This window comes from Mesorhizobium sp. M0029 (genome assembly GCF_040323735.1).
GTDB lineage: Bacteria > Pseudomonadota > Alphaproteobacteria > Rhizobiales > Rhizobiaceae > Mesorhizobium.
This window is the reverse complement of record NZ_JAMYVF010000002.1, coordinates 13,205-32,994: the sequence shown is the minus strand read 5'-3', so window position 1 is coordinate 32,994 and position 19,790 is coordinate 13,205. Positions and strand designations below refer to the sequence as shown.

Below are 19,790 nucleotides of genomic sequence, written 5' to 3'. Positions count from 1 at the left end.
GGATCGCTATCTGAAGCTGATTAACAGCACAGCGAACAAGCTTGCGAGCGCGACTGCCCAGCAGAATAACCAATTGGCGATCAGAAGAAGCGATTTGAGCACGGTGGCATGGCAGTAATCTTCGATGATCGATTGCATTCCAAGCCGCATGTGAACGCAGCTTACGAGAATGAAGCCAATAAGGGCTGGCGCGACATAGATCGATCCTACGACGCTGAGGACGGCGTCTCGAGGCTCACCGACCAGCATTATAACGACCGCGACGATGTAAATGACAAGGATCAACAGGGCAGCAGATGTCAGCCGCTCCAGCATGAACGTTTCGGTTCCGTGTTTCGCCGATCCAAGGCCCCGCACTCGAGCTAGCGGAGTTCTGATTGAGGGTCTGTCAGCCATGGCGTTTCCCCAAAATTACTTGGTTGACTTGCGGGCAACTCAAGCTGTTGCTGTTTCGATGCCCGGGCCGTCGGTGCCGACGGATAGTGGGCAAGCACGGTCTCCAGTCGAGCAAGGCGGGCTTTGTGGGCGTTCAGTTCGTATCCTGAACGCCATCCAATTTGCCTGGGTCTGCCATCTCTGCATAGCTCGCTTTCAAGCAGCGAGATACGAAGGCGGACCGCGTCGATCTCCTTGACGAGCGCGGCCTTCACCGATTTTCGACTCTGCATGGCTGTAGTTCCGGTGCAAGGATGGTTCCAAACCTGACGCGTCTGGAAATGTTCCCGGGTGCCGAAGGCGTGCTGAAGATTAATGCCTCAGTGCTGGACCCGCACAATGGGTCGCCATGAGCTAAAGCCGGGCACTAGCTCAACGGCCGCGATGTGCCCGGCGAATGCTTGTGAAAACGAGCGAACGCCTGGCCCGCCTCGTCCCGAGAGATAAGTAGCCCCTCAGAACAGCGACCGCACGTGGCCGAGATGACCAGAGGGTGTTCTTGGGCCAACATATGTTATCGGCCACTTTTGTTTCTCTCTCCTGCAAAAATATTTGGGCTGAAAGGCCGGGAACTAACCGATCCTCCGTATGTTGCGGAGTTAGTCAGGAGAAACGGACTATGTCGGACAAAGAAATTCATCGGGGCGCCTCGCGTTTTCGCCCTATCCGCGTCGTGGACGCCCGCGTGTTTCGCGGGCCGCACCTCTATAGCATGACGCCAATGGTCCAGATTCGGATCGACCTCGGAGCCCTTGAGGCGTTCCCGACAGACAAACTGCCCGGGTTTTCCGAACAAATCGTCCGACTGTTGCCCGGCCTTGCGGGCCATGGCTGCAGCTATGGCGCCGCCGGCGGCTTCGTCCGCCGCATGCAGGAAGGAACCTGGCTCGGCCACGTCGTCGAGCATGTCGCCCTGGAACTGCAGAGCATGCTCGGTCACCGGGTGACACGAGGAAAGACACGGTCGGTCAAAGGCAGTCCGGGCACTTATAATGTCATGTTCGCCTACAAGGACGAGCTTGTCGGGCTGCTCGCCGGGCGCGTCGCGCTCGAACTGGTGGACAGCCTGCTGCCGGCCAATCTGCATGGTGTCGAGGGGCTCGGCGACATTGCGGAAACGCAGGGGCCATTCGAGTTCGCAGCCAGGCTGCAGCAGCTCAAGCTTCTGGCCGCCGAGCGTGCCTTGGGGCCTACGACTGCTTCCTTGGTGCGCGAGGCCGAGAGGCGAGGCATTCCGGCGGCGCGGATCGACGACAGCAGCCTCGTGCTGTTTGGTCACGGAAAGCATCAGAAGCGCATCCGCGCCAGTTGCAGTGACCTCACTTCCGAGATTGCGACCGAGATCGCCTCGGATAAGGACCTGACCAAATTCCTGCTGCAACAGGCCGGCCTGCCGGTGCCACGCGGGGAGCTGGTGCGATCGGCGCAGGACGCGGTCGCGGCAGCCGCACGGCTGGGCTACCCCGTGGTCACCAAACCACTCGATGGCAATCATGGAAGCGGCGTCAACATCGGTCTGGCAACAGAAGACGACGTCCGCTGGGGTTTCGAACAGGCGCGAGAACACAGCCGCAGCGTTATCGTCGAGCAGCATTTCGTCGGCTCGGATCACAGGATCCTGGTAATCGGCGGAAAGGTGGTGGCGCTTGCCGAGAGGGTTCCGGCCCATGTGGTCGGCGATGGCCGGAGTTCTGTCGCCGAGCTCGTCGAGGAGACGAACCGCGACCCGCGGAGGGGAGAGGGCCATTCCTCGGCATTGACCCGCATCGAAATCGACGAATGCGTCGAGCATTTCCTGTCAAAATCGCAGCTCGCCCTGGCGAGCGTTCCAGCGCCGGGCCAAATGGTGCTCTTGCGGCCCACCGCCAATCTCTCCACCGGTGGGACCGCGATCGACCGGACGGAAGAAATCCATCCCGAAAACGCGCTGATCGCCAGGCGGGCGGCACAGATCGTCGGTCTCGACATTGCCGGGATCGACTTCGTCTGTCCCGACATCTCACGGCCGGTGAGCGAAACCGGCGGCGGCATCATAGAGGTGAATGCCGGTCCTGGCTTTCGCATGCATCTCGAACCCTCGTCGGGGCGCGCCCGCAACGTCGCACGGCCCGTGCTCGATCTTCTCTTCAAAGGCGGCAAGGACGGCCGGATTCCGATCTTCGCGATCACGGGAACCAACGGCAAGTCGACCACTGCCCGGATGCTGGCGCACATCCTGCAGGCGAATGGGGCAACCGTCGGGCTCACCTCCACCACCGGCGTCTACTTGAACGGCGAGCGGATCATGACAGGGGACTGCTCCGGTCCGCAGAGCGCCAGGATCGTGCTGCGCGAGCCGGGTGTCGATGTCGCGGTGCTGGAATGTGCGCGCGGCGGCATCCTGCGCGAAGGGCTTGCCTTCGATGCATGCGATGTTGGCGCCGTTCTGAACGTCCACGGCGATCATCTCGGGCTGAGGGGCATCGACACGATCGAGGACCTGGCGGAGGTGAAATCGGTCGTGGTCGAGTCCGTCCGCCGCGGGGGATGGAGCATTCTCAATGCCGACGACGTCCATACGTCCGCAATGTCGCGAGATGCCGGCGGCAGGATCTGCTACTTCTCGCTGGCGAGCAGGAGCGAGTGGCCCGATTTCTTGCGCAGCCACCTGGCGGAAGGCGGCCGCGCCGTGACGCGGGAGCCCAGCAGCGACGGCTGGGACATTTTCATCCACGAGGATGGGGAATCGATGTTCCTGATGAGCGTCGACGAAATTCCCGCGACCTTCGAGGGTTCTGCCGAATTCAACGTTGCCAACAGCCTGGCAGCCGTCGCCATGGCGCATTGCCACGACGTTCCGGCGGCAACGATCCGGGCGGCGCTGGCCGAGTTTGGCACCTCGTTCGAGCAATCTCCCGGTCGCCTCAACGTCTTCGACGGGCATGGTTTCCGCACGATCGTCGACTATGCGCACAATCCGGAAGGGCTGAAGGCGCTCGGAAAGCTCGTTTCCCACATGAGGCGCGGCTATCAGCGCACGATCGGCTTGGTCGCCATACCCGGTGACCGCCGCGATTGTGATATACGCGAGATGGGCGCGATCGCTTCGCGGATATTCGACGTCATCGTCTTCAAGGAGGATGAGCAGGAGCTGCGCGGCCGAGCCCCCGGAGCGATCGCCGGCTTGCTGCGGGAAGGTGCCTTGAACGCCGGCTGCGCCCCAGGCCGCATTCACGCCGTCTGTCCCGAGAAGGAGGCCGTCGACGTGTGTCTCAGGCTTGCACGGGAAAACGACCTTGTCGTGCTGACCGTCGACGACGTTGAAGCCGTGTGGCGGCAGGTAACCGGCTTCGGAGGCGCGACGCCTTCGAGGGGAGGGCCCGATCAGACCCATATTCGCCATCTGAGGGCTGGCTGATGTGGTCGCTGATCCTGCACGGCGGCGCCAAGAAGATCGATCCGCAAGAGGAGGAGGCGCATCGCAACGGATGCATCGAGGCGCTCGAGGCAGGTCGGGCCGTCCTGGCCGGCGGCGGAACGGCGGTCGATGCGGTGGAAGCGGCCGGTCGCATCCTCGAGGCGAACCCGACGTTCAATGCGGGATATGGAAGTGCCCTCAATTCGGACGGCGAGGTCGAGATGTGCGCTGGCCTGATGGAGGGCAGGGACTTCAATGTGGGTGCCGTCGCAGTGATCAAGGGCGTGCGCCATCCAATCAGTGTCGCGAAGGCCATGCTGCATGAGGAGCCGATCCTGCTGGCGTCGGAGGGGGCCCGGCGTTTCGCCGCCGAGAAGCAGCTGGAGCTTTGCGATCCGGCGGATTTGATCACGCCGCAGCAGCGCGACGCCTCCAGCAAGTCGGAGGCGAAGGATACGATCGGTGTGGTTGCCCTGGATCAGTACGGGGACATCGCCGTCGGCACTTCGACCGGCGGACTGGACGGCAGTGCTCCGGGTCGTGTGGGGGATTCTCCGCAACCCGGTTGCGGCTACTATGCCGACAACCGGTTGGGAGCCGTCGCCTTCTCGGGAGATGGTGAGCATATTGCGCGAAAGGCTCTCGCGGCCCGTGTCATGCAGGCACTCTCGGCGCGGCAGGCATTGTCCTCGGGGCAGGCTGAAGGCGGCCTGGAGCAGGTGCTGAATCCCGCGCTCAAGGAAGTCGAGGCGATCGGCGGCGAAGCCGGAGCCATAGTGCTTACCGCGACCGGCGTGTCTGGATGGGCGCATAACAGCAGGGAGTTCGCAGTCGCTTTCATGACCAGCGAGGACAACCACCCGCACGTTTTCCTGCGCAAGAAAGACGTGGGCAAATGACCGACAAGAAGAAAAAACGATCCTCGAACGGTAAAGCCGGAACGCTCGTCATCATCGGCGGCCACGAGGACCATGATGGCGATCGTGTCATCTTGAAGGAGGTGGCGAGCCTGGTTCCGAACGGCCGCCTGGTGCTTGCCACCATCGCGTCTCATGAGCCGGATGGCTATCTCGAGAAGTATCAGAGGTCCTTCGGTGAGCTGGGCATCAAGGATGTCATCGAGCTCTACGTCAACGACCGCCTCGAGGCAGCTCATGAAAAGAAAATAAGTGCGCTTGCAGACGTGAGCGCGGTGTTCTTCTCCGGCGGCGACCAGCTCCGCATCACCAGCCAGATAGGCGACACGCCCATCGACGAGCGGGTGCACGAAATCTATGAAGCCGGAGGCGTCATTGCCGGCACCTCCGCGGGCGCGTCGGTCATGAGCGACACAATGATGGTGAAGGGGCCGAACGCAGCGTCCTTTCGGATCGGCCACATTCGGATGGCGCCGGGACTGGGCCTGCTGCCGAATGTCATCATCGACCAGCACTTTGCGGAACGGGGCCGCATTGGGCGGCTCATCGGGGCGGTGTCGCAGAACCCGCGCGTCCTCGGCATCGGCATCGATGAAGACACCGCGATCGTGGTGAAGGGCGAGATGTTCAAGGTCATCGGCAGCGGCGCTGTCTATCTGGTCGATGCAGCCGGCGTGACCCATTCCAACATCGCGGAAGGTGAGCCTGATGCCGCCCTTTCCATCCATGATCTTAGGGTTCACGTGCTGAGCTCAGGCGACGGGTTCGATCTCGCGCTGCGACGGCCGGTGGGGATTCCTTAAGACTTCGCCGCACTCAAGCTGGTGGTGTGGCGCGGTCCGCGTACCGCGAAAACCGCATATATGAAGCAGTTCTCCTATTTGAAGTCGCCCAACCAGGATTGTCGCGTTGTTGCAGGCCCGGCAGGATTACAGACGGCCTCTCGTCGGCTCGAATCCCGCAAAGCTGAGACCTTCGCTCGCCCGGCGTTCTGCCGGGCTAACCCCGCCGGCGACTGGCCTGAATGGCAGCAAAGGTTACCGGACGATACCCCCATGCGTCGACGCCGACATCATGCTGGCGCGTCATCGGCTTCAGACGACCGTGCGAATGACCGTGCAGGTTTACCGATCTCTTGCCGATCTGGTTCCAGGTGCGAAAAGGATAGTGACACAGAACCAGCAAGCTGCCCTCGACAAGAAGCTCCATATAGTGGTGCACGCTCGCCCAGGCCGGGTCGCCAATGGTGGCAGCGCCATCATTGTTGCCAATTATCAGGTGCTTGGACCCGTTAAGAGACGACAGCAGTGAAGACACGGTCTCGGCTGGACCCTTGGCGAAATCGCCGAGGTGCCAGACCTCGTCGTTCGGGCCAACCGTTTCGTTCCAAAACGCAACCAGCGCCTGGTCATGCTCGACCAACGAGGCGAAGGGACGCCGGTCGAGGCGCAGAATGCGCGGATCGTTGAAATGCGTATCGGAAGTGAAGAAGATCATGCGCCGCGGCCGGCTGCGACGCGCGACCGGCGATCGCGTCTAAATGCCGGAGCGCTCTTCGGCTTCATCATCGATCCCGATCGGGGCTTCCCTGAGCATCTTGAGTGCCTCTTCCTTCGTAAGGCCGCACTTGCGCGCGAAGTAGAGCGCCTCGATCGCCTTTTCGCGATCCGCCGTGGATTTTGCGTGCTGTTTGGGCTTTTTGCCCATCGTTCTCTGCCACCTTCCGAGGCCACCAAACCATCACAGTGCCGCGTTGTTCCCGTGCATCGGCTGACCTGCCGGACTGCGCGAATGCCGATGTCGCCGGCATCCCGCGAGCCCCGGACAGCGCGTATATCAGCCGGCTCGCGACAACGGCGGAGCGACTCCAACCCCGACAGCGTGAATTCAAACGAAAGCCCGCGCCGTGGGAGGGGCCGGCGCGGGCGATCGGGCTACCGATCTTGCAGCGCGGGGGTCGACCGCTGCATGGCTCGAACTGTGCAAGCGAGCATTTGTTCCGGGCCGCATGCAAAGCATCGGCGTTTCATTGCAATTCTGGGGGACACAACCAGCATTTCGCTTCAGTCCGCCGCCGATGTGGGAGGATGAATACCGCCTTGCGCTAATTCGTCCGCCCTGGACACGAAACCAACCGCGCATTGAGCGCGTAGCTTCGGCGATTTAAAAACACCTGCACTGGAATATTTCCGGGCGCATGGAACATCTCCGGCCGCTGATGTTTAGGCCGGAATGACGATGATCTCTGTTCTTACAATGATTTACTCTCTCGCCATCTTTATCGGCGCGAAGCGGCGCAACCTCTTGGTGAATGCGAAACTCGACAGAGTTTTGCGCAATATGGCTGGCGCAGAACTGAATCAACGTGGCCAGTAAACCGCAACACCGCCGGTTCCAGTTCACAGCCAGTGTCCTCGCGGCCGCTACCTCGGTTCGGGTGGCAAGCGGCTCGGCAGGACTGCAAGGGCCGCCCCCTCTGGGCTGGCTGGTGCGTGGTCGACCCGATTTCGTCGATGAGGGCGGAGCACGCTGGCTCGAATTGGGGAGCCGCGTCCACGATCCCCGCACCGGGGCACGCACCTTAGGTCCGGCCCACGCGAGTGGCTTCGGAGGACCTATCCATGAACGATGATGATCCTATAGATTCGCTCGCCAATGCAATTCGTCATCGCAGCGCAATTTTGTTTGTGGGGGCGGGGGTATCGATCAGCGTCGGACTTCCGTCTTGGGAGAAACTCATCGAGCGAATGGCAAAGGAGCTCGGCGTCGACGATGAATTTTCCACGCGACGCGATCGTTTTCAGACCTTGGCCGAATACTATCGGATCAAGCATGGCAGTATCGGACCACTTCGCAGTTGGATGGACAGAAACTGGTCTGTCGCCAAGGAACGGATTGAGAAATCGGAATTGCACCGACTCATCGTGACGCTCGATTTTCCCGTCATCTATACGACGAACTATGACCGGAACCTGGAACTCGCTTTTGAAATCCACGGTCTAGAGTACGTGAAAGTGGCCAACGCACGGCACGTTGCGCAGGCCCGTCGAGGCGTAACGCACATCGTGAAATTTCACGGCGACTTTGACGAGGACTCTTCCCTTGTCCTCACCGAAACCGACTATCTTGACCGCCTGTCCTTCAATTCTCCCCTTGATGTCCGCTTTCGCTCCGATGCTCTCGGCAGCACGATCCTGTTCATTGGCTATAGCCTCTCCGATCCAAACATCCGGCTGCTGTTGCACCGGCTTTGGCAGACCTGGCACCGGTCTGGATATGAGAAAGATCGTCCCCCTTCGTTCATCTTCATGCCCAGCCGCAACCCTGTGGAGGAGGCCGTGCTTGGGCGCTGGGGTATTTCGGTGCTCGTTGGCGCAGGTGATGATCCTGAAGCCGGTCTGACGGACTTCCTCAGGCGTTTGGTGGAAGCGGTGGGGGTGACCTGAGGCGCGCTCCCCAGTGGACTGCAGTTGGGTTTTCTCAGGTGCGCGGTGACCGACGCACCAGGCGGTGGCCGACAGGCACCAGATCAGCGACTGTTGGAGCTAGGACTTCCACAATCAATCCCGCCGCGATCATCTTGGCGTGAAGTCGATCTCCGGCGTCAATTGCCGGCAATATGCACAAACAAGGTCAATCGTCGTTTGCACATCATCCAGGCAAACAACTTCGGACGGGGTATGCATGTAACGCAAAGGCACGGAGAGCACTCCACTTGCGACGCCGCCTCGGTTCTGCTGCATGACACGCGCGTCGGTAGGGCTTGAGCTGCCCACCGCCTGAAGCTGATAAGGTAGGCCCTCTTTCTCGGCCACCGACTTCAGCAGATTGAACACCACCGGGTTGGTGTTCGCGCCTTGAGTGATTGCCGGCCCTTTCCCAAGGTCCAGTTTGCCCTGATCCTCGGCGCGAGCGCGCGGATAGTCCATCGCCACGCCCATATCGATTGCGAGGCCGGTTCGAGGTGCGATGTTGAACGCTGAGGTCATCGCGCCTCGGGACCCAATTTCCTCTTGAACCGTACCCAGGATATAGAGGCCCACGCCGGGGTGAACGCCTCCCTCCTCGGAGAGGCAGCGCAGGACCTCGGCGCCGATGAGGAGGCCAACCTTGTTGTCGAACGCTCGTCCGACAGCAAGGTTGCCCTGTAGCGCCGCAAACTCGCCGTGGATAGTGACCGCGCTGCCGACCTCTACGACCTTCAACGCTTCCTCTCGCGAACTCGCGCCGATATCGATCCATAGTTCCATCAGCGAGGGAGTTTGAGACGTGTCAGAGGCTTTGAAGGTCTGGATTGCTTTGCGACCTACGACGCCCAGGATCGGCTCCTTGCCGTGCACCCAGACACGCTGGCCGATTTCAGTGGCAACGTCCGTTCCACCTATGGTGCTGAAGAAAAGAAAGCCGTCATCGTCGATGTAATGGACGATGAAGCCGACCTCATCCATGTGCCCGGCATACATGAAGCGCATAGACGCCTCAGGATTGATGATCGCCGTGACATTGCCCATGACGTCCGTCGTCAACCTGTGGGCATACGGACGAACATACTCGCGGAAAAGCTCCGCTACGGGTTGCTCAAAGCCGCTCGGCGACGGGGTCGCCACAATTTCCTTCAAGAACTTGAGTGATTCATCGCGCATCAAGCTGACTTTCACGGTTCAAGGGGTGGAGGGCCATTCGAGCATGGTCATACTCGTCGGGCTTCGCGCCAATTTTGGCCTTCTTCGGTGCGATCGCCCGCGAATTGGTCAGCCCAAGGCAGGTTGTGGAGCCAGGCTTCGCGCCGGGGGGTCCAAAGCTCGTATGTCGGGAGAAGGTCGTTTGGCGCATCGTCGAGAGTGCCGATCATGATCTCGGCTTCGTCGTCGCGGAGATTCACCACGCGCGACCCGCATGCCGGACAAAAACCTCTGCCGTTGAACGCCGCAAGCTCGCCCTTGCACTGGTAAGCCGACCGTGGCCACACGGCAAAGGCACTGTAGGTGCTGCCGCTGGTTCGCTTGCAATCCTGGCAATGACACAAGCCAACGCGCAACGGCGCGCCGGCAACAACATACCTCACAGACCCGCAAAGACAGCCGCCGGTCCGCTCTATCTTGTCAACCTCGTCGTTCATGGTCGCCGCCGACATGAGTGAGGGGAAACGTGTTGGACTCCGCTCTGCCGTTTCCATCGAGGCATCAAGTTAATGGGCAATGTCTTCAACAAGGCCTAGCTCCAAAGCTCTTGCTGCCATCAGGTAGCAGCTGTTCAGGGCATGGTCGCGCAGCTCTTCCAGCGATGTTCGAGAACCTTGGACGAGATCGGCGAACCCTTCATTCTCGAGTCGCTCTGCCGTTTCCAACAGCGCAAGTTGTTCGCGAACGATCTGAAGACAGCTTCGAATTGGTCCATTCAGAACCAAGTCTTTCTCAAGCCTTCTTTCATGAATCAGCAGGACTGCTTGCGGGCAAAGGAACCTGCAGGCTTTCGGGAAAGCGGCAAGGACCGTTACCCCGGCAGAGTAAACCGTATTCTTGCCAATGATGTAGCCGTTGCGGCCCGAGTGTTTCAGAAAAAGTTTGAACTCTAGAGCTAGACGTCGCGCGCCGTCGGCGTCGCCTCCGGGCGTGTCGATTTCAACGTAGAGATCGTCTTCCCCGGAACGCACGGCTTTCAAATCGTCCAAGGCTTTGGTGACGACAGTGTCATCAATCAAGCCGTGTATACGCAAGTTTGGATCGAACAAAAGCCGGTGAAGGTCTGGAGCGGGCGGCGGGGAGACGGTGTGTTCGGCTGACTGGGGCAACAGGTCCATATAGGCATCCTCATTATGGGGGCCGAACTTAGTTGGTACCCTTTTGTTCCCTTGAGGGAGTTCGAGCGGTGGTGATCACAGCCGCGTCTCTCGGCGGCTGTGGAGCTCCCTCTTTCATTGCAGATCCTTTTCGCACCAGGCCCGGTAGAGGCACCTCAGCCGCTAGGTTGGCTCCATGGGCATATCGGGCATTTGCCGGAGCTGACGCAGTCGCTTTGCTGATTTCTGCCACGTCCGGGACCAGTCCTGTGGACGGTTGAACTCGACGGCCTCAATGGTTCCCGGCTGCTGCCTTCCGGACCCCCGCGGTCGGGCTATTTTTCCTGGCCGTGCCATTTTTCCGGGGGGCTGAAACAAACAGCTTTGTTGGCAGTTCTAGCGTCCGGAGCACCGGCTCCGCGCGGCGCGGCCGAGCGGCCGGGGCTGTCCGGCAGGAGGTCCAGCAATGTCTCACGATATGCAAAGACGATTTGCAACGCGCTTGATCGCGGTTGCGCTGATGCTCTCGGCCAGTGGCGTGGCGCCTGTCCTGGCCCAGGATACCCCGACCGACTTCACAGCGATCATCCAGCAGAAATTGCCGGCCGTGGTCGCGATCACGACCCGGGAGGTTGTCCAGGACCAGACGACGGCGGGCGACTTTACAAGTCCGTTCGACGGCCAGGGCCTCGGACCCGTTCAGCCGCAGGTGAGGGAGGCGCTTGGCTCCGGATTTGTGATCAGTGCTGACGGCTACATCGTCACCAACAACCATGTCGTTGCCGATGCGACAGAGATCCATGTCGTATTTTCCGACAAGGAAACGGCGCCGGCGCAATTGGTCGGCCGTGACCCCGCCACCGATATAGCGGTGCTGAAGGTCGACCCGCGGCCCAACATGACCACGACCAAATGGGGTGACTCGGATGCAATGCAGCCGGGCGCATGGACAATCGCGATCGGCAGTCCCTTCGGGCTCGGAGGGACAGTCACTGTCGGCGTCCTTTCGGCCCGCTCGCGAGACATTCAAGCCGGGCCGTACGACGATTTTCTCCAGACGGACGCGTCGATCAATCGAGGCAACTCGGGCGGTCCGCTGTTCAACGCACGTGGCGAGGTGATCGGCGTCAACACCGCCATTGTCTCGCCGTCGGGCGGCAGCATCGGAATCGGGTTTGCGGTGCCATCGCGCACCGCCCAGAGCATCGCCGACCAGTTGATCCGAACCGGCCGGATCGAGCGCGGCTTCATCGGGGTCCGCCTGCAGGACATCACGCCGTCGCTGGCTGAGGCCCTCGGGATGAAGGATGACAAGGGCGCGCTGGTTGCTTCGGTCGAGCCCGGCAGCCCGGCGGAGAAAGCCGGCTTGAAGCCGGGTGACGTGATCACCCGGTTCAACGGCAAGGGCATTGAGGGTGTCCATGACCTCACGCTTGCGACGGCTAGCCAGAAGCCTGGCAGCAAGGCCACTCTGACACGGAGTAACGGCGGCAAGGACCAGGAGATCGCGCTTGTCATCGGTGAGCGCAAGGATGCGGAGGTGAAGACCGGCGCTGTTCCCGACAAGAAGTCGGCGGCCGAAGGCCTCGGCCTATCCCTCAGCCCGATTCCGGATCAGGCGCGTCAGCAGCTAGGCATCAAATCAGGAACGACCGGCGTCTTCGTCGTGGAAGTGGTTCCCGATGGCCTTGCCGCCCGGAGCGGATTGCAGCCGGGCGATGTCATCATATCGGCCAACAATCGCCGCGTGACGGAGCCTTCGGATATCGTCGAGGAGTGGGCGAACTCTCGCCGGCAGAGCAAGCCCATCCTGTTTCGGCTGGAAAGGCAGGGGCAGTCCGTGTTCGTGGCGGTCGCCGGGAAATGACCGTCTCCAGGAAGGCCATGTGACTGCACCACGATCCACTTGCGGATCCGCTCCAAAGGCGCCGGAGCCCAGGTGCAACGGGGAAGCATCGCCGCAGAAAGTTTGCGGGATGCGCTCATTGGCCAGGCGCGCAACGCGCACTTATTCTGCAGCGTCAGAGCTCTTTTGAGCTCGTCGTGCTCGAGTGTGCTCGCCATCCTCAGGCAGTTTCGCGCCTTGCCGTAAGCCGTGCCTGGAGAAGGACGACGACGAGCAAAAACAGCCCGCGGATCACCGACTGCCAGTAGGCTGACAGCGAAATCCAACCCATGCCGTTTTCGAAGTTCAGGACGTTGAAAAGGATCCCGAGCAAGAGCACGCCGGCCAGCGTGGTCAGCACCGAGCCCGAGCCGCCGGTCAGCAGCGTCCCGCCCACGACCACGGCTGCGATGGCAAACAGCTCCCAGCCGACGCCCTCGATCGGCTGGCCTGCGCCGAACTGAGAAGCGAGGACGACGCCGGCGAGCCCGGCCAGGCACCCGCTTGCGACATAGACGAGAAATTTGACGCGGTCAGTGCGCAGCCCCATCAGCCGCGAGGCATCCTCGCCACCGCCGATGGCCAGCACCGTCCGTCCCGTGCTGGTGTAGTTCAGGACCACTGAGCCGACGGCATAGGCAACCAGGGCGATGACTGCCGGAATCGGGAAAATCCAGAAATTCCCTTGGCCGATGGCGGTGAAACCCGAATCGTAAGACACCGAAACGGTCTGGTTGCCGGCCAGAAGCAGCGCCGAGCCGCTTGCGGCCAGCATGGTGGCAAGCGTGGCGATGAATGGCATCAGGTTGCCGCGCGTAACCAGGAGCGCGTTGATCAGCCCGGCTGCCAGGCCGGCGCCAACGCCCGCTGCAAGGCCTGCCACGATGCCGTGCGGGCTCGCCAGGGCCGACGCGACGCTGCCCAAGGCGGCGACGGAGCCGACGGACAAGTCTATGCCGCCGGTCATGATCACGAAGCACATGCCGAGCGCGACGAGCGCGAACATCGAGTTGTAGCGCAGAACACTCATCACGTTGAAGAGGCCCAGGAAGCGGTCGTAACGCAGGAATCCGAACAGGACGAGGGCTGCAAGCGCGATGACGACACCGTAAGTGCCGATGATGCGAACCAGTCTGGCGCTGTTCATGGATTACCCCCGGTGTTGCTGCTGCAGCCAGACGGCGAATGCGATGATGCCGGCCTTGACGACGAGCGCAGCGGCGTCGGGCACGCCATTTGCAAGCAGCGTGTAGCGCACCAACTGGATGGTCAGAGCGCCCAGCAGGGTGCCGATGATTGTGGCCTTTCCACCACTCAACAGCGTGCCGCCCACCGCGACCGCCGCGATGGCGTCGAGTTCCATGCCCAGCCCCACGAGATTGGCGTCGCTGGAGGAGTTGATCGCAATGACGACGAGCCCGGCCAGCCCCGCGCACAGGCCGCTGATCGCATAGACAGCGAGCTTGATCCTCGATACAGCGATGCCGGCCAGTTCAGAGGCCTTTTCATTGCCGCCGACAGCCAGGATGCTTCGCCCGAACACCGTGCGGTGAAGGGCCCAAGCGGCCGCCGCAACCAGCACGGCCATGATGATGACCTGCGCAGGAATGCCGAGCGGGCGGGCAAGTCCGATCCACTGGAATTGCGGCACGCGGAAGGTCTGCAGATTGCCGTTGGTCATAACCTGCGCGATCCCGCGCCCGGCGATGAACAGCACGAGTGTTGCGACGATCGGTTGGATGCGGAAGCGCGAGACCAACCAGCCGTTGAACAGCCCGAACAGGCCAGCGACGAGGATCGAGGCAACCATCGCGAGGGCTACCGCCAGATAGATGTTTCCGACCGGGAAGATCGTGCCCATGAAGATCATCGGCGCCAATGCGCCTGAGATCGCCATCAGCGAACCAACCGACAGGTCGATGCCGCCGGTGGCGATCACCAGGGTCATCCCCACCGCGACGATCACAATCGTGCAGACCTGGGTCAGGTTGACGTTGAGTGTCTGCAGCGTCGCGAAATTGCGCGTATAGGCAAGGTTGAAGGCGACCAGCAGCACAAGCGCGATCACCGTGCCGTAGCGCGCCAGGAAACCGAACACATCAAAGCGGCGGTTTCCAGCGTCGTTGGCTGCGGATGGTGTGGCCAGATCGCTCACGCTGCCTCCTTCGCCGCGCCGCCATGCGCCATCGCCGCGAGCACGTCCTCCTCGTTGGCTGCCTGACCTTCCAGTTCGGCCACCCTCACTCCTTCGCGCAGCACGAATATGCGGTCGGCTCCTTCCATCACTTCCTCGAGTTCCGAGGAGATCATCAGCACGCCGAGCCCGTCATCGGCAAGCTTGCGGATGAGGCGCTGGATCTCGGCCTTGGCCCCGACATCGATGCCGCGCGTCGGCTCATCGAGAATAAGCAGCTTCGGGTTCATCGCCAGCCAGCGGGCAAGCAGCACCTTTTGCTGGTTTCCGCCCGACAGCTCGCGGACCTTCTGGTTGGGCCCTGAGCATTTGATGTCGAGTTCACGAATGAAGCGCTCGACGATCTCCTTCTGCCGGGCCTCGTTCAGGATGCCATTGCGGCTGATTTTCGGCAGCAGTGCCAGTGTTATGTTCTCCGCGACGGTCATTTCCGGCACGATGCCCTCGGCCTTGCGGTCCTCGGTGCAGAAGCCCATCCCCGCGGCGATGGCATCGGCGGCACGTGCGGGATGGTAGGACGCGCCCTCCATCGTCATCTCGCCTGCGCTCCGGCGGTCGGCGCCGAATACGAGGCGGGCTGTTTCGGTGCGGCCGGCGCCGAGCAAGCCGGCAAAGCCGGCGATCTCGCCGCGGCGCAGGTCGAAGCTCACGTCACGGACCAACTGGCCGGCCGCCAGCCCTTGCGCGGTAAACAGCACATCACCGATCCTCGACCGATCGCGTTCGCCGAACGCGGTCGCGTGGCCTTCGACGGCTGCGACGTCGCGGCCGAGCATGGCCGCGACCAGCTCCAGCTTGCCGATGTCGCTCATCGCCGCGCTTCGCACCGTGCGGCCGTCACGCATGATCGTGACCCGGTCGCAGACCTCGTACAACTCGTCGAGCTTGTGGCTGACGAACAGAACGGAGACGCCGTCGGCCTTGAGCTGACGGATAACGCTGAACAAGACCGAGACTTCACGCTCGTCCAGCGAGGAGGTCGGCTCATCCATGATCACGAGGCGGGCGGAAAAGCCGATGGCGCGGGCGATCGCCACCATCTGTTGCGTGGCGGTGTTGAAATCGCTGAGCGGGCGGCGCACGTCGATGCCGATCGAGAAGCGGCTGAGCAGGCGCTCGGCTTCCGCATGCATCGCGCTCCAGTCGAGCAGGCCGCGGCGGCGCTTCTCGCGTCCAAGGCAGATGTTCTCGGTCACCGAGCGCAGCGGTACGAGATTGATCTCCTGGTAGATGGTGCTGATGCCGCTGACCTGCGCCTGATGCGGAGACCCAACTTCGAACGGCTTCCGTTCGAACAGCACCTGCCCCGCATCCCGGCGGTAGTAGCCGGTGAGCACCTTGATAAGTGTCGATTTGCCCGCACCGTTCTGGCCGATGAGTGCGTGGATCTCGCCCGGAAGAACCTGGAGCGAGGCATCGGCCAGGGCAGGGATGCCGGCAAAACGCTTCTGGATGTCACGCATGTCCAGGAGCAGCGCGGCTTGGTCCGGCTGAGCGGTCATCGTCAAACTCCCAAACCCTACCCGCCGAAGCGGGTAGGGCAACTGGAAAGAAAGTGGATATCAGAACGCAATATCGAAGTCTTTCTTCGCGTTCGTGGCGTCGAAGAAGGCATCCTCGTTCTTGATGAACGGCGGGATCTTCTTGCCGGCCGCATAGTCGGCCATCGTAGCGAAGGCCTTCGGTCCGAACAGCGGACTACAAGCGCAGATAGCGCCGATCTTGCCGTCAATGATCGCCTGGACGCCTTCCTTCTCGCCGTCGATCGACAAGATCAGCACATCCTTGCCCGGGGTCTTGCCGGCGGCTTCCAGAGCGGCGATGGCGCCCAGCGCCATCTCATCATTGTGCGCGTAGATGATATCCGCATCAGGGTGCGCCTGAAGCAGCGTCTCGGCGACCTGCCGGCCCTTGTCACGGGCGAAGTCGCCGGACTGCGACGCCAGGATGGTGAACTGCGAGTGCTTGGCGATGAAATCGTCGAAGCCTTTCTTGCGGTCGGTAGCGGCCGAGGCTCCGGTCGTGCCTTCCAGCTCGATGATCTTCGACTTGCCATTGGCGTTCTTGATCAGCCATTCCCCGACGCGGGTCGCCTCCTCGATGAAATCTGAACCGATGAAGCAGACATAATCTTCGCCCGGCTTGGCCATGGTGTGATCAACGTCGCGGTCGACCAGAAACACCGGTATGCCGGCATCGCGCGCGGCAAGAATAACCGGCACCAGGGGCTTGTCTTCGCGGGGCGGCAGGAAGATTGCGTCGACGCCCTGCGCGATCATCGAGTTCACGTCGGAGGCCTGCTTGGCCGACGAACCGGCGGCATCCGTGTAGACCAGCTGATGGCCGAGCTTGGCGGCTTCGTCCTGCATGCTCTTGGTCTCGGCAAGGCGCCACGGATTGTTGCTTTCCGTCTGGGCGAAACCGACCTTGTACTTGTCCTTCTTGGCGAGCGGCGGGAGCGCCGCGAAGGCGCGTGAGCCGAGTGTCAGCGCGACCGCGCCGGCGGCGGAGCCAACCAGTAGTTTTCGACGGGTAATGATCATGCTCTTTCCTCCTTTATTGTCGCTTTCTGCGACTGTGTAATTTCCTCACGATATCGGCCTTGACGGCTTCGGCGATGACGCCGTTGGCAAGCTGGATCAGGCTCTATGCCGCCTCCAAAATGAAGTCGGCGCAGCGGTCGCCCAGCATCATGGCGGGCGCCGCCGTATTGCCGGCATTGATGTTGGGGCAGGCCGACATGTCGGCGACCCGCAGATTGTCTATTCCGCGCACGCGCAGCGCCGCGTCCAGCACCGCCATCCGGTCGCTGTCCGAGCCCATCCGGCATGTCCCGGCCGGGTGGTAGTTGGTCTTCACAAAGCGCTTGCAATGCTTTGTCATGGCTTCGTCGCTGAGATCATCCTGGCTTGGCACGGCAATGGCCTTGACCCGATCGGCGAGCGGCTTGGTCTGAAAAGCCTGCAGGAAATAACGCTGGCCGCAGATCATTTCCCTCATGTCGTCGGGATGTTTAAGGAGGTTCGGCGAAACGATCGGCATGTCCTTCGGATCCGCCGAACGCAGCCTTACGAAACCGCGCGACTTTGGCTTCACCACCACTGTCGTCACGGTAAGCCCATAGGTGTTCTCGACCAAGGTCAGGATATCGCGGTCCAGATAGACGTGCGGCACGCAGAAGGCCTGGATCGTCGGTTCGCCCTCGGGATCGGCCGGATTGACGAAGGCTCCGGCCTCCACCCCCGCTGACAGGATCGTGCCGGTGCCGAAGAGCTTGAAATGCAGGCCGTTCCTGATCATCCTCCAGCCTTGGCCCTGCCTGAAATAGCCGTATGGGCCGTTTGCGGTGGCGATGATCGGCACCTCCGGATGGTCGATCAGGTTTTCGCCGACCCCGGGCAGGTCGGCGACGCAGGAAATGCCGTGCCCGGCAAGCGCCTCGGCGGGGCCGATGCCGGACAGCATGAGCAGTTTCGGCGAGACGAGGGCACCGGACGAGACGATCACGTCGGCATCTGCATGGACGGTATGCTCGGCGCCCGACGCATCCGAATAGACGACGCCGGTGACCCGACCGTTTTCGATCAGCAGCCGGCTGACTGTGCAATTGAGTTTCAGCGTCAGCTTGGGATCATTCGTCAGCGGCTCGATGAAGGCATAGGCGGCGCTGCTTCGCTTTCCCCGCCGGTTCATGAACTGGTAGAAGCCGACCCCGCGCTGCGACGGTCCGTTGAAGTCATGGTTGTACGGCAATCCAAGGCCTTGGACGGCCTGAACGAACCAACGGGAAACATCATCGATGTGGCCTGGATCCGAGACCAGCAGCGGACCTTCGCTTCCATGCAGTTCGCCGCCGAGGCGGTTGTTTCCCTCCATGCCGGTGAAATGCGGCAGCACCGCCTGCCAGTTCCAGCGTACGCCGGCATTGTTGCCGCGCAGCAGCTCGTCCCACTCCTCATAATCGGCCGAGCGGCCTCGCATGTAGACCTGGGCGTTGACCGAGGTGCCGCCGCCCAGCACGTTGCCTTGCGAGATTTCATGGACGCGCCCGTCGAGATGGGCCTGCGGCTCGGTGCGGTGATAGCGCATGAATTTCGAGCCGTTGATCATCTTGAAGATGCCGGGCGGCATGTCGAGCAAGGGGTGATGATGGGAATGGCCGGCCTCCAGCAGCAGGGTTCGCCGTCCGGCTTTGACAAGCCTTGCCGCCGCGACGCAGCCGGCTGCTCCGCCGCCCACCACGATATGGTCGTAGGACTGCGTCATGCTTCCGGCGCCTCACGGCTTTCGAATGTTCCGCGGACATACTCCCAGGCCGCCGAGAGGTGGTTGAGCAGCGCCCGCTCGGCGCCGTCAGGATCTCGCTCAAGGATGGCCGTGCAGATTTCACGATGGCTGAGGAAATTCACGCGGTTGCGCTCGGGCGACCGTGGCATGCGCATCCAATGCGGCGACAGCCAGGCGGTAAATGCCTTGTGCACGACAGGCAGCACCGGGTTGCGCGCGATGTCATAGAGCGCTGCGTGGAACGCCACGTCCGTCGCATAGAATTTCTCGGAATCCGGGATGGCCGCCTCGTTCATCGCCAGCGCCGCCCTCAGGGCTGTGACGTCATCCTTGCGGGCATGGATGGCGGCGTTGCGCGCCAGCGACGCCTCGAGGAAGACGCGCATGTCGTAGAGGTTCTTCACGCCCGCCTGGTCGCTCAGCAGATGTCCTACAATGCCGTCGAGGGCGCCGAGCGCGGCATCCAGGCCAGGCCGGCGCGCCACGGGCCGGAACCGCGGACGCGCTTCCACCAGGCCGCGGCTGGCCAGGCGCGCAATCGCCTCACGCACAACGCCCCGGCCCACACCATACTCGATCATCAGTTCGCGCTCGGCCGGCAGGTAGCTGCCGTCGCCAAGCCTTCCGGACGTGATGTCGGCCTCTATGCCGGCCACCATCGCGTCGGCCGCGCGGGCGGCGAGAATAGCCGCGGGCATCTCAGGACGCTCTTCCGTATCCAGCAAGCCTTTTCCTCCCAGAGGTCTGCTATTAGAAGGTAAATCGGACCAAAGCACAAGCGGATTGATGCTTTTGTAGGACCAAAAATGACTGATTGGCTTCAGAACCGCTGAAAGATCAGCCAAATTGTTGCCAGTCAGCGCTGTCGGTGCAATTATGGTCCGATGAAAAAACCT

Annotated in this window: 17 protein-coding genes; 5 read left to right on the top strand and 12 right to left on the bottom strand. The window is 61.9% G+C overall.

The features are described from left to right. Positions 1-6: 6 nt before the first annotated feature. Positions 7-396 (bottom strand): succinate dehydrogenase, hydrophobic membrane anchor protein, encoded by a 390-nt coding sequence (gene sdhD / locus NKJ76_RS03300; protein WP_027050929.1) that lies wholly within the window; start codon positions 394-396, stop codon positions 7-9. A 658-nt stretch (positions 397-1,054) separates the two neighbouring features. On the opposite strand from sdhD, the gene cphA reads away from it, so the two are divergent. The 3 genes from cphA to NKJ76_RS03285 are packed head-to-tail and all read left to right on the top strand — an operon-like array spanning position 1,055 to position 5,552. Beyond that, positions 1,055-3,832 carry a cyanophycin synthetase gene (gene cphA / locus NKJ76_RS03295; RefSeq protein ID WP_352536774.1) on the top strand — a complete coding sequence of 926 codons (2,778 nt, stop codon included), beginning with the start codon at positions 1,055-1,057 and terminating at the stop codon, positions 3,830-3,832. Next, positions 3,832-4,731, top strand: coding sequence for an isoaspartyl peptidase/L-asparaginase family protein (locus NKJ76_RS03290; protein WP_352536773.1), 900 nt, complete (start codon positions 3,832-3,834; stop codon positions 4,729-4,731). Before cphA ends, NKJ76_RS03290 begins: the two co-directional genes overlap by 1 nt. Next, positions 4,728-5,552: a cyanophycinase gene (locus NKJ76_RS03285; protein ID WP_023688542.1), complete on the top strand. Its 825-nt coding sequence runs from the start codon at positions 4,728-4,730 to the stop codon at positions 5,550-5,552. Before NKJ76_RS03290 ends, NKJ76_RS03285 begins: the two co-directional genes overlap by 4 nt. Positions 5,553-5,748: 196 nt before the next feature. On the opposite strand, the gene NKJ76_RS03280 is transcribed toward NKJ76_RS03285, so the two are convergent. After that, the gene (locus NKJ76_RS03280) at positions 5,749-6,246 is read right to left on the bottom strand and encodes a hydrolase (protein WP_023730104.1); all 498 of its coding nucleotides are present in this window, start codon (positions 6,244-6,246) and stop codon (positions 5,749-5,751) included. Positions 6,247-6,285: 39 nt separating this feature from the next. Beyond that, on the bottom strand, positions 6,286-6,456 hold the full coding sequence (locus tag NKJ76_RS03275) for a hypothetical protein (RefSeq protein WP_023688540.1): 171 nt from the start codon (positions 6,454-6,456) through the stop codon (positions 6,286-6,288). Positions 6,457-7,370: 914 nt separating this feature from the next. On the opposite strand from NKJ76_RS03275, the gene NKJ76_RS03270 reads away from it, so the two are divergent. Continuing rightward, entirely contained in the window at positions 7,371-8,195 is an 825-nt protein-coding gene (locus NKJ76_RS03270) for an SIR2 family NAD-dependent protein deacylase (protein WP_023745098.1), read from the top strand. 129 nt (positions 8,196-8,324) lie between these two features. On the opposite strand, the gene NKJ76_RS03265 is transcribed toward NKJ76_RS03270, so the two are convergent. The 3 genes from NKJ76_RS03265 to NKJ76_RS03255 form a co-directional block, all read right to left on the bottom strand. Beyond that, positions 8,325-9,392 carry a M42 family metallopeptidase gene (locus NKJ76_RS03265; RefSeq protein ID WP_023672671.1) on the bottom strand — a complete coding sequence of 356 codons (1,068 nt, stop codon included), beginning with the start codon at positions 9,390-9,392 and terminating at the stop codon, positions 8,325-8,327. 47 nt (positions 9,393-9,439) lie between these two features. Next, positions 9,440-9,868 carry a GFA family protein gene (locus NKJ76_RS03260; protein ID WP_050588073.1) on the bottom strand — a complete coding sequence of 143 codons (429 nt, stop codon included), beginning with the start codon at positions 9,866-9,868 and terminating at the stop codon, positions 9,440-9,442. 69 nt (positions 9,869-9,937) lie between these two features. Further along, on the bottom strand, positions 9,938-10,549 hold the full coding sequence (locus NKJ76_RS03255; protein WP_023672669.1) for an ATP-dependent Clp protease proteolytic subunit: 612 nt from the start codon (positions 10,547-10,549) through the stop codon (positions 9,938-9,940). A gap of 445 nt (positions 10,550-10,994) precedes the next feature. Between NKJ76_RS03255 and NKJ76_RS03250 the strand changes: the two genes are divergently transcribed. Next, positions 10,995-12,395 carry a Do family serine endopeptidase gene (locus tag NKJ76_RS03250; RefSeq protein WP_023707500.1) on the top strand — a complete coding sequence of 467 codons (1,401 nt, stop codon included), beginning with the start codon at positions 10,995-10,997 and terminating at the stop codon, positions 12,393-12,395. A 199-nt stretch (positions 12,396-12,594) separates the two neighbouring features. Here NKJ76_RS03250 and NKJ76_RS03245 read toward each other — a convergent pair whose 3' ends face one another. The 6 genes from NKJ76_RS03245 to NKJ76_RS03220 all read right to left on the bottom strand — a co-directional run bounded on the left by NKJ76_RS03245 (position 12,595) and on the right by NKJ76_RS03220 (position 19,619). Further along, positions 12,595-13,560, bottom strand: coding sequence for an ABC transporter permease (locus tag NKJ76_RS03245; protein ID WP_023672667.1), 966 nt, complete (start codon positions 13,558-13,560; stop codon positions 12,595-12,597). A gap of 3 nt (positions 13,561-13,563) precedes the next feature. Then, on the bottom strand, positions 13,564-14,568 hold the full coding sequence (locus tag NKJ76_RS03240; RefSeq protein WP_023724413.1) for an ABC transporter permease: 1,005 nt from the start codon (positions 14,566-14,568) through the stop codon (positions 13,564-13,566). Next, positions 14,565-16,109: a sugar ABC transporter ATP-binding protein gene (locus NKJ76_RS03235; RefSeq protein WP_023682466.1), complete on the bottom strand. Its 1,545-nt coding sequence runs from the start codon at positions 16,107-16,109 to the stop codon at positions 14,565-14,567. The genes NKJ76_RS03240 and NKJ76_RS03235 overlap by 4 nt, the downstream gene beginning before the upstream one ends. A 60-nt stretch (positions 16,110-16,169) precedes the next feature. Beyond that, positions 16,170-17,150 carry an ABC transporter substrate-binding protein gene (locus NKJ76_RS03230; protein WP_023682467.1) on the bottom strand — a complete coding sequence of 327 codons (981 nt, stop codon included), beginning with the start codon at positions 17,148-17,150 and terminating at the stop codon, positions 16,170-16,172. 103 nt (positions 17,151-17,253) lie between these two features. Continuing rightward, on the bottom strand, positions 17,254-18,873 hold the full coding sequence (locus NKJ76_RS03225) for a GMC family oxidoreductase (RefSeq protein WP_023714229.1): 1,620 nt from the start codon (positions 18,871-18,873) through the stop codon (positions 17,254-17,256). Then, a complete protein-coding gene (locus tag NKJ76_RS03220) occupies positions 18,870-19,619 on the bottom strand; it encodes an FCD domain-containing protein (RefSeq protein ID WP_023707502.1) in 750 nt (249 codons plus the stop codon). Before NKJ76_RS03220 ends, NKJ76_RS03225 begins: the two co-directional genes overlap by 4 nt. Positions 19,620-19,790 lie beyond the last annotated feature (171 nt).

Bases quoted from the DNA above. Each gene is read 5' to 3' on its own strand.
- sdhD (WP_027050929.1), bottom strand. From the start codon at position 396: ATGGCTGACAGACCCTCAATCAGAACTCCGCTAGCTCGAGTGCGGGGC.
- cphA (WP_352536774.1), top strand. From the start codon at position 1,055: ATGTCGGACAAAGAAATTCATCGGGGCGCCTCGCGTTTTCGCCCTATC.
- NKJ76_RS03290 (WP_352536773.1), top strand. From the start codon at position 3,832: ATGTGGTCGCTGATCCTGCACGGCGGCGCCAAGAAGATCGATCCGCAA.
- NKJ76_RS03285 (WP_023688542.1), top strand. From the start codon at position 4,728: ATGACCGACAAGAAGAAAAAACGATCCTCGAACGGTAAAGCCGGAACG.
- NKJ76_RS03280 (WP_023730104.1), bottom strand. From the start codon at position 6,246: ATGATCTTCTTCACTTCCGATACGCATTTCAACGATCCGCGCATTCTG.
- NKJ76_RS03275 (WP_023688540.1), bottom strand. From the start codon at position 6,456: ATGGGCAAAAAGCCCAAACAGCACGCAAAATCCACGGCGGATCGCGAA.
- NKJ76_RS03270 (WP_023745098.1), top strand. From the start codon at position 7,371: ATGAACGATGATGATCCTATAGATTCGCTCGCCAATGCAATTCGTCAT.
- NKJ76_RS03265 (WP_023672671.1), bottom strand. From the start codon at position 9,392: ATGCGCGATGAATCACTCAAGTTCTTGAAGGAAATTGTGGCGACCCCG.
- NKJ76_RS03260 (WP_050588073.1), bottom strand. From the start codon at position 9,868: ATGAACGACGAGGTTGACAAGATAGAGCGGACCGGCGGCTGTCTTTGC.
- NKJ76_RS03255 (WP_023672669.1), bottom strand. From the start codon at position 10,549: ATGGACCTGTTGCCCCAGTCAGCCGAACACACCGTCTCCCCGCCGCCC.
- NKJ76_RS03250 (WP_023707500.1), top strand. From the start codon at position 10,995: ATGTCTCACGATATGCAAAGACGATTTGCAACGCGCTTGATCGCGGTT.
- NKJ76_RS03245 (WP_023672667.1), bottom strand. From the start codon at position 13,560: ATGAACAGCGCCAGACTGGTTCGCATCATCGGCACTTACGGTGTCGTC.
- NKJ76_RS03235 (WP_023682466.1), bottom strand. From the start codon at position 16,109: ATGACCGCTCAGCCGGACCAAGCCGCGCTGCTCCTGGACATGCGTGAC.
- NKJ76_RS03230 (WP_023682467.1), bottom strand. From the start codon at position 17,150: ATGATCATTACCCGTCGAAAACTACTGGTTGGCTCCGCCGCCGGCGCG.
- NKJ76_RS03225 (WP_023714229.1), bottom strand. From the start codon at position 18,873: ATGACGCAGTCCTACGACCATATCGTGGTGGGCGGCGGAGCAGCCGGC.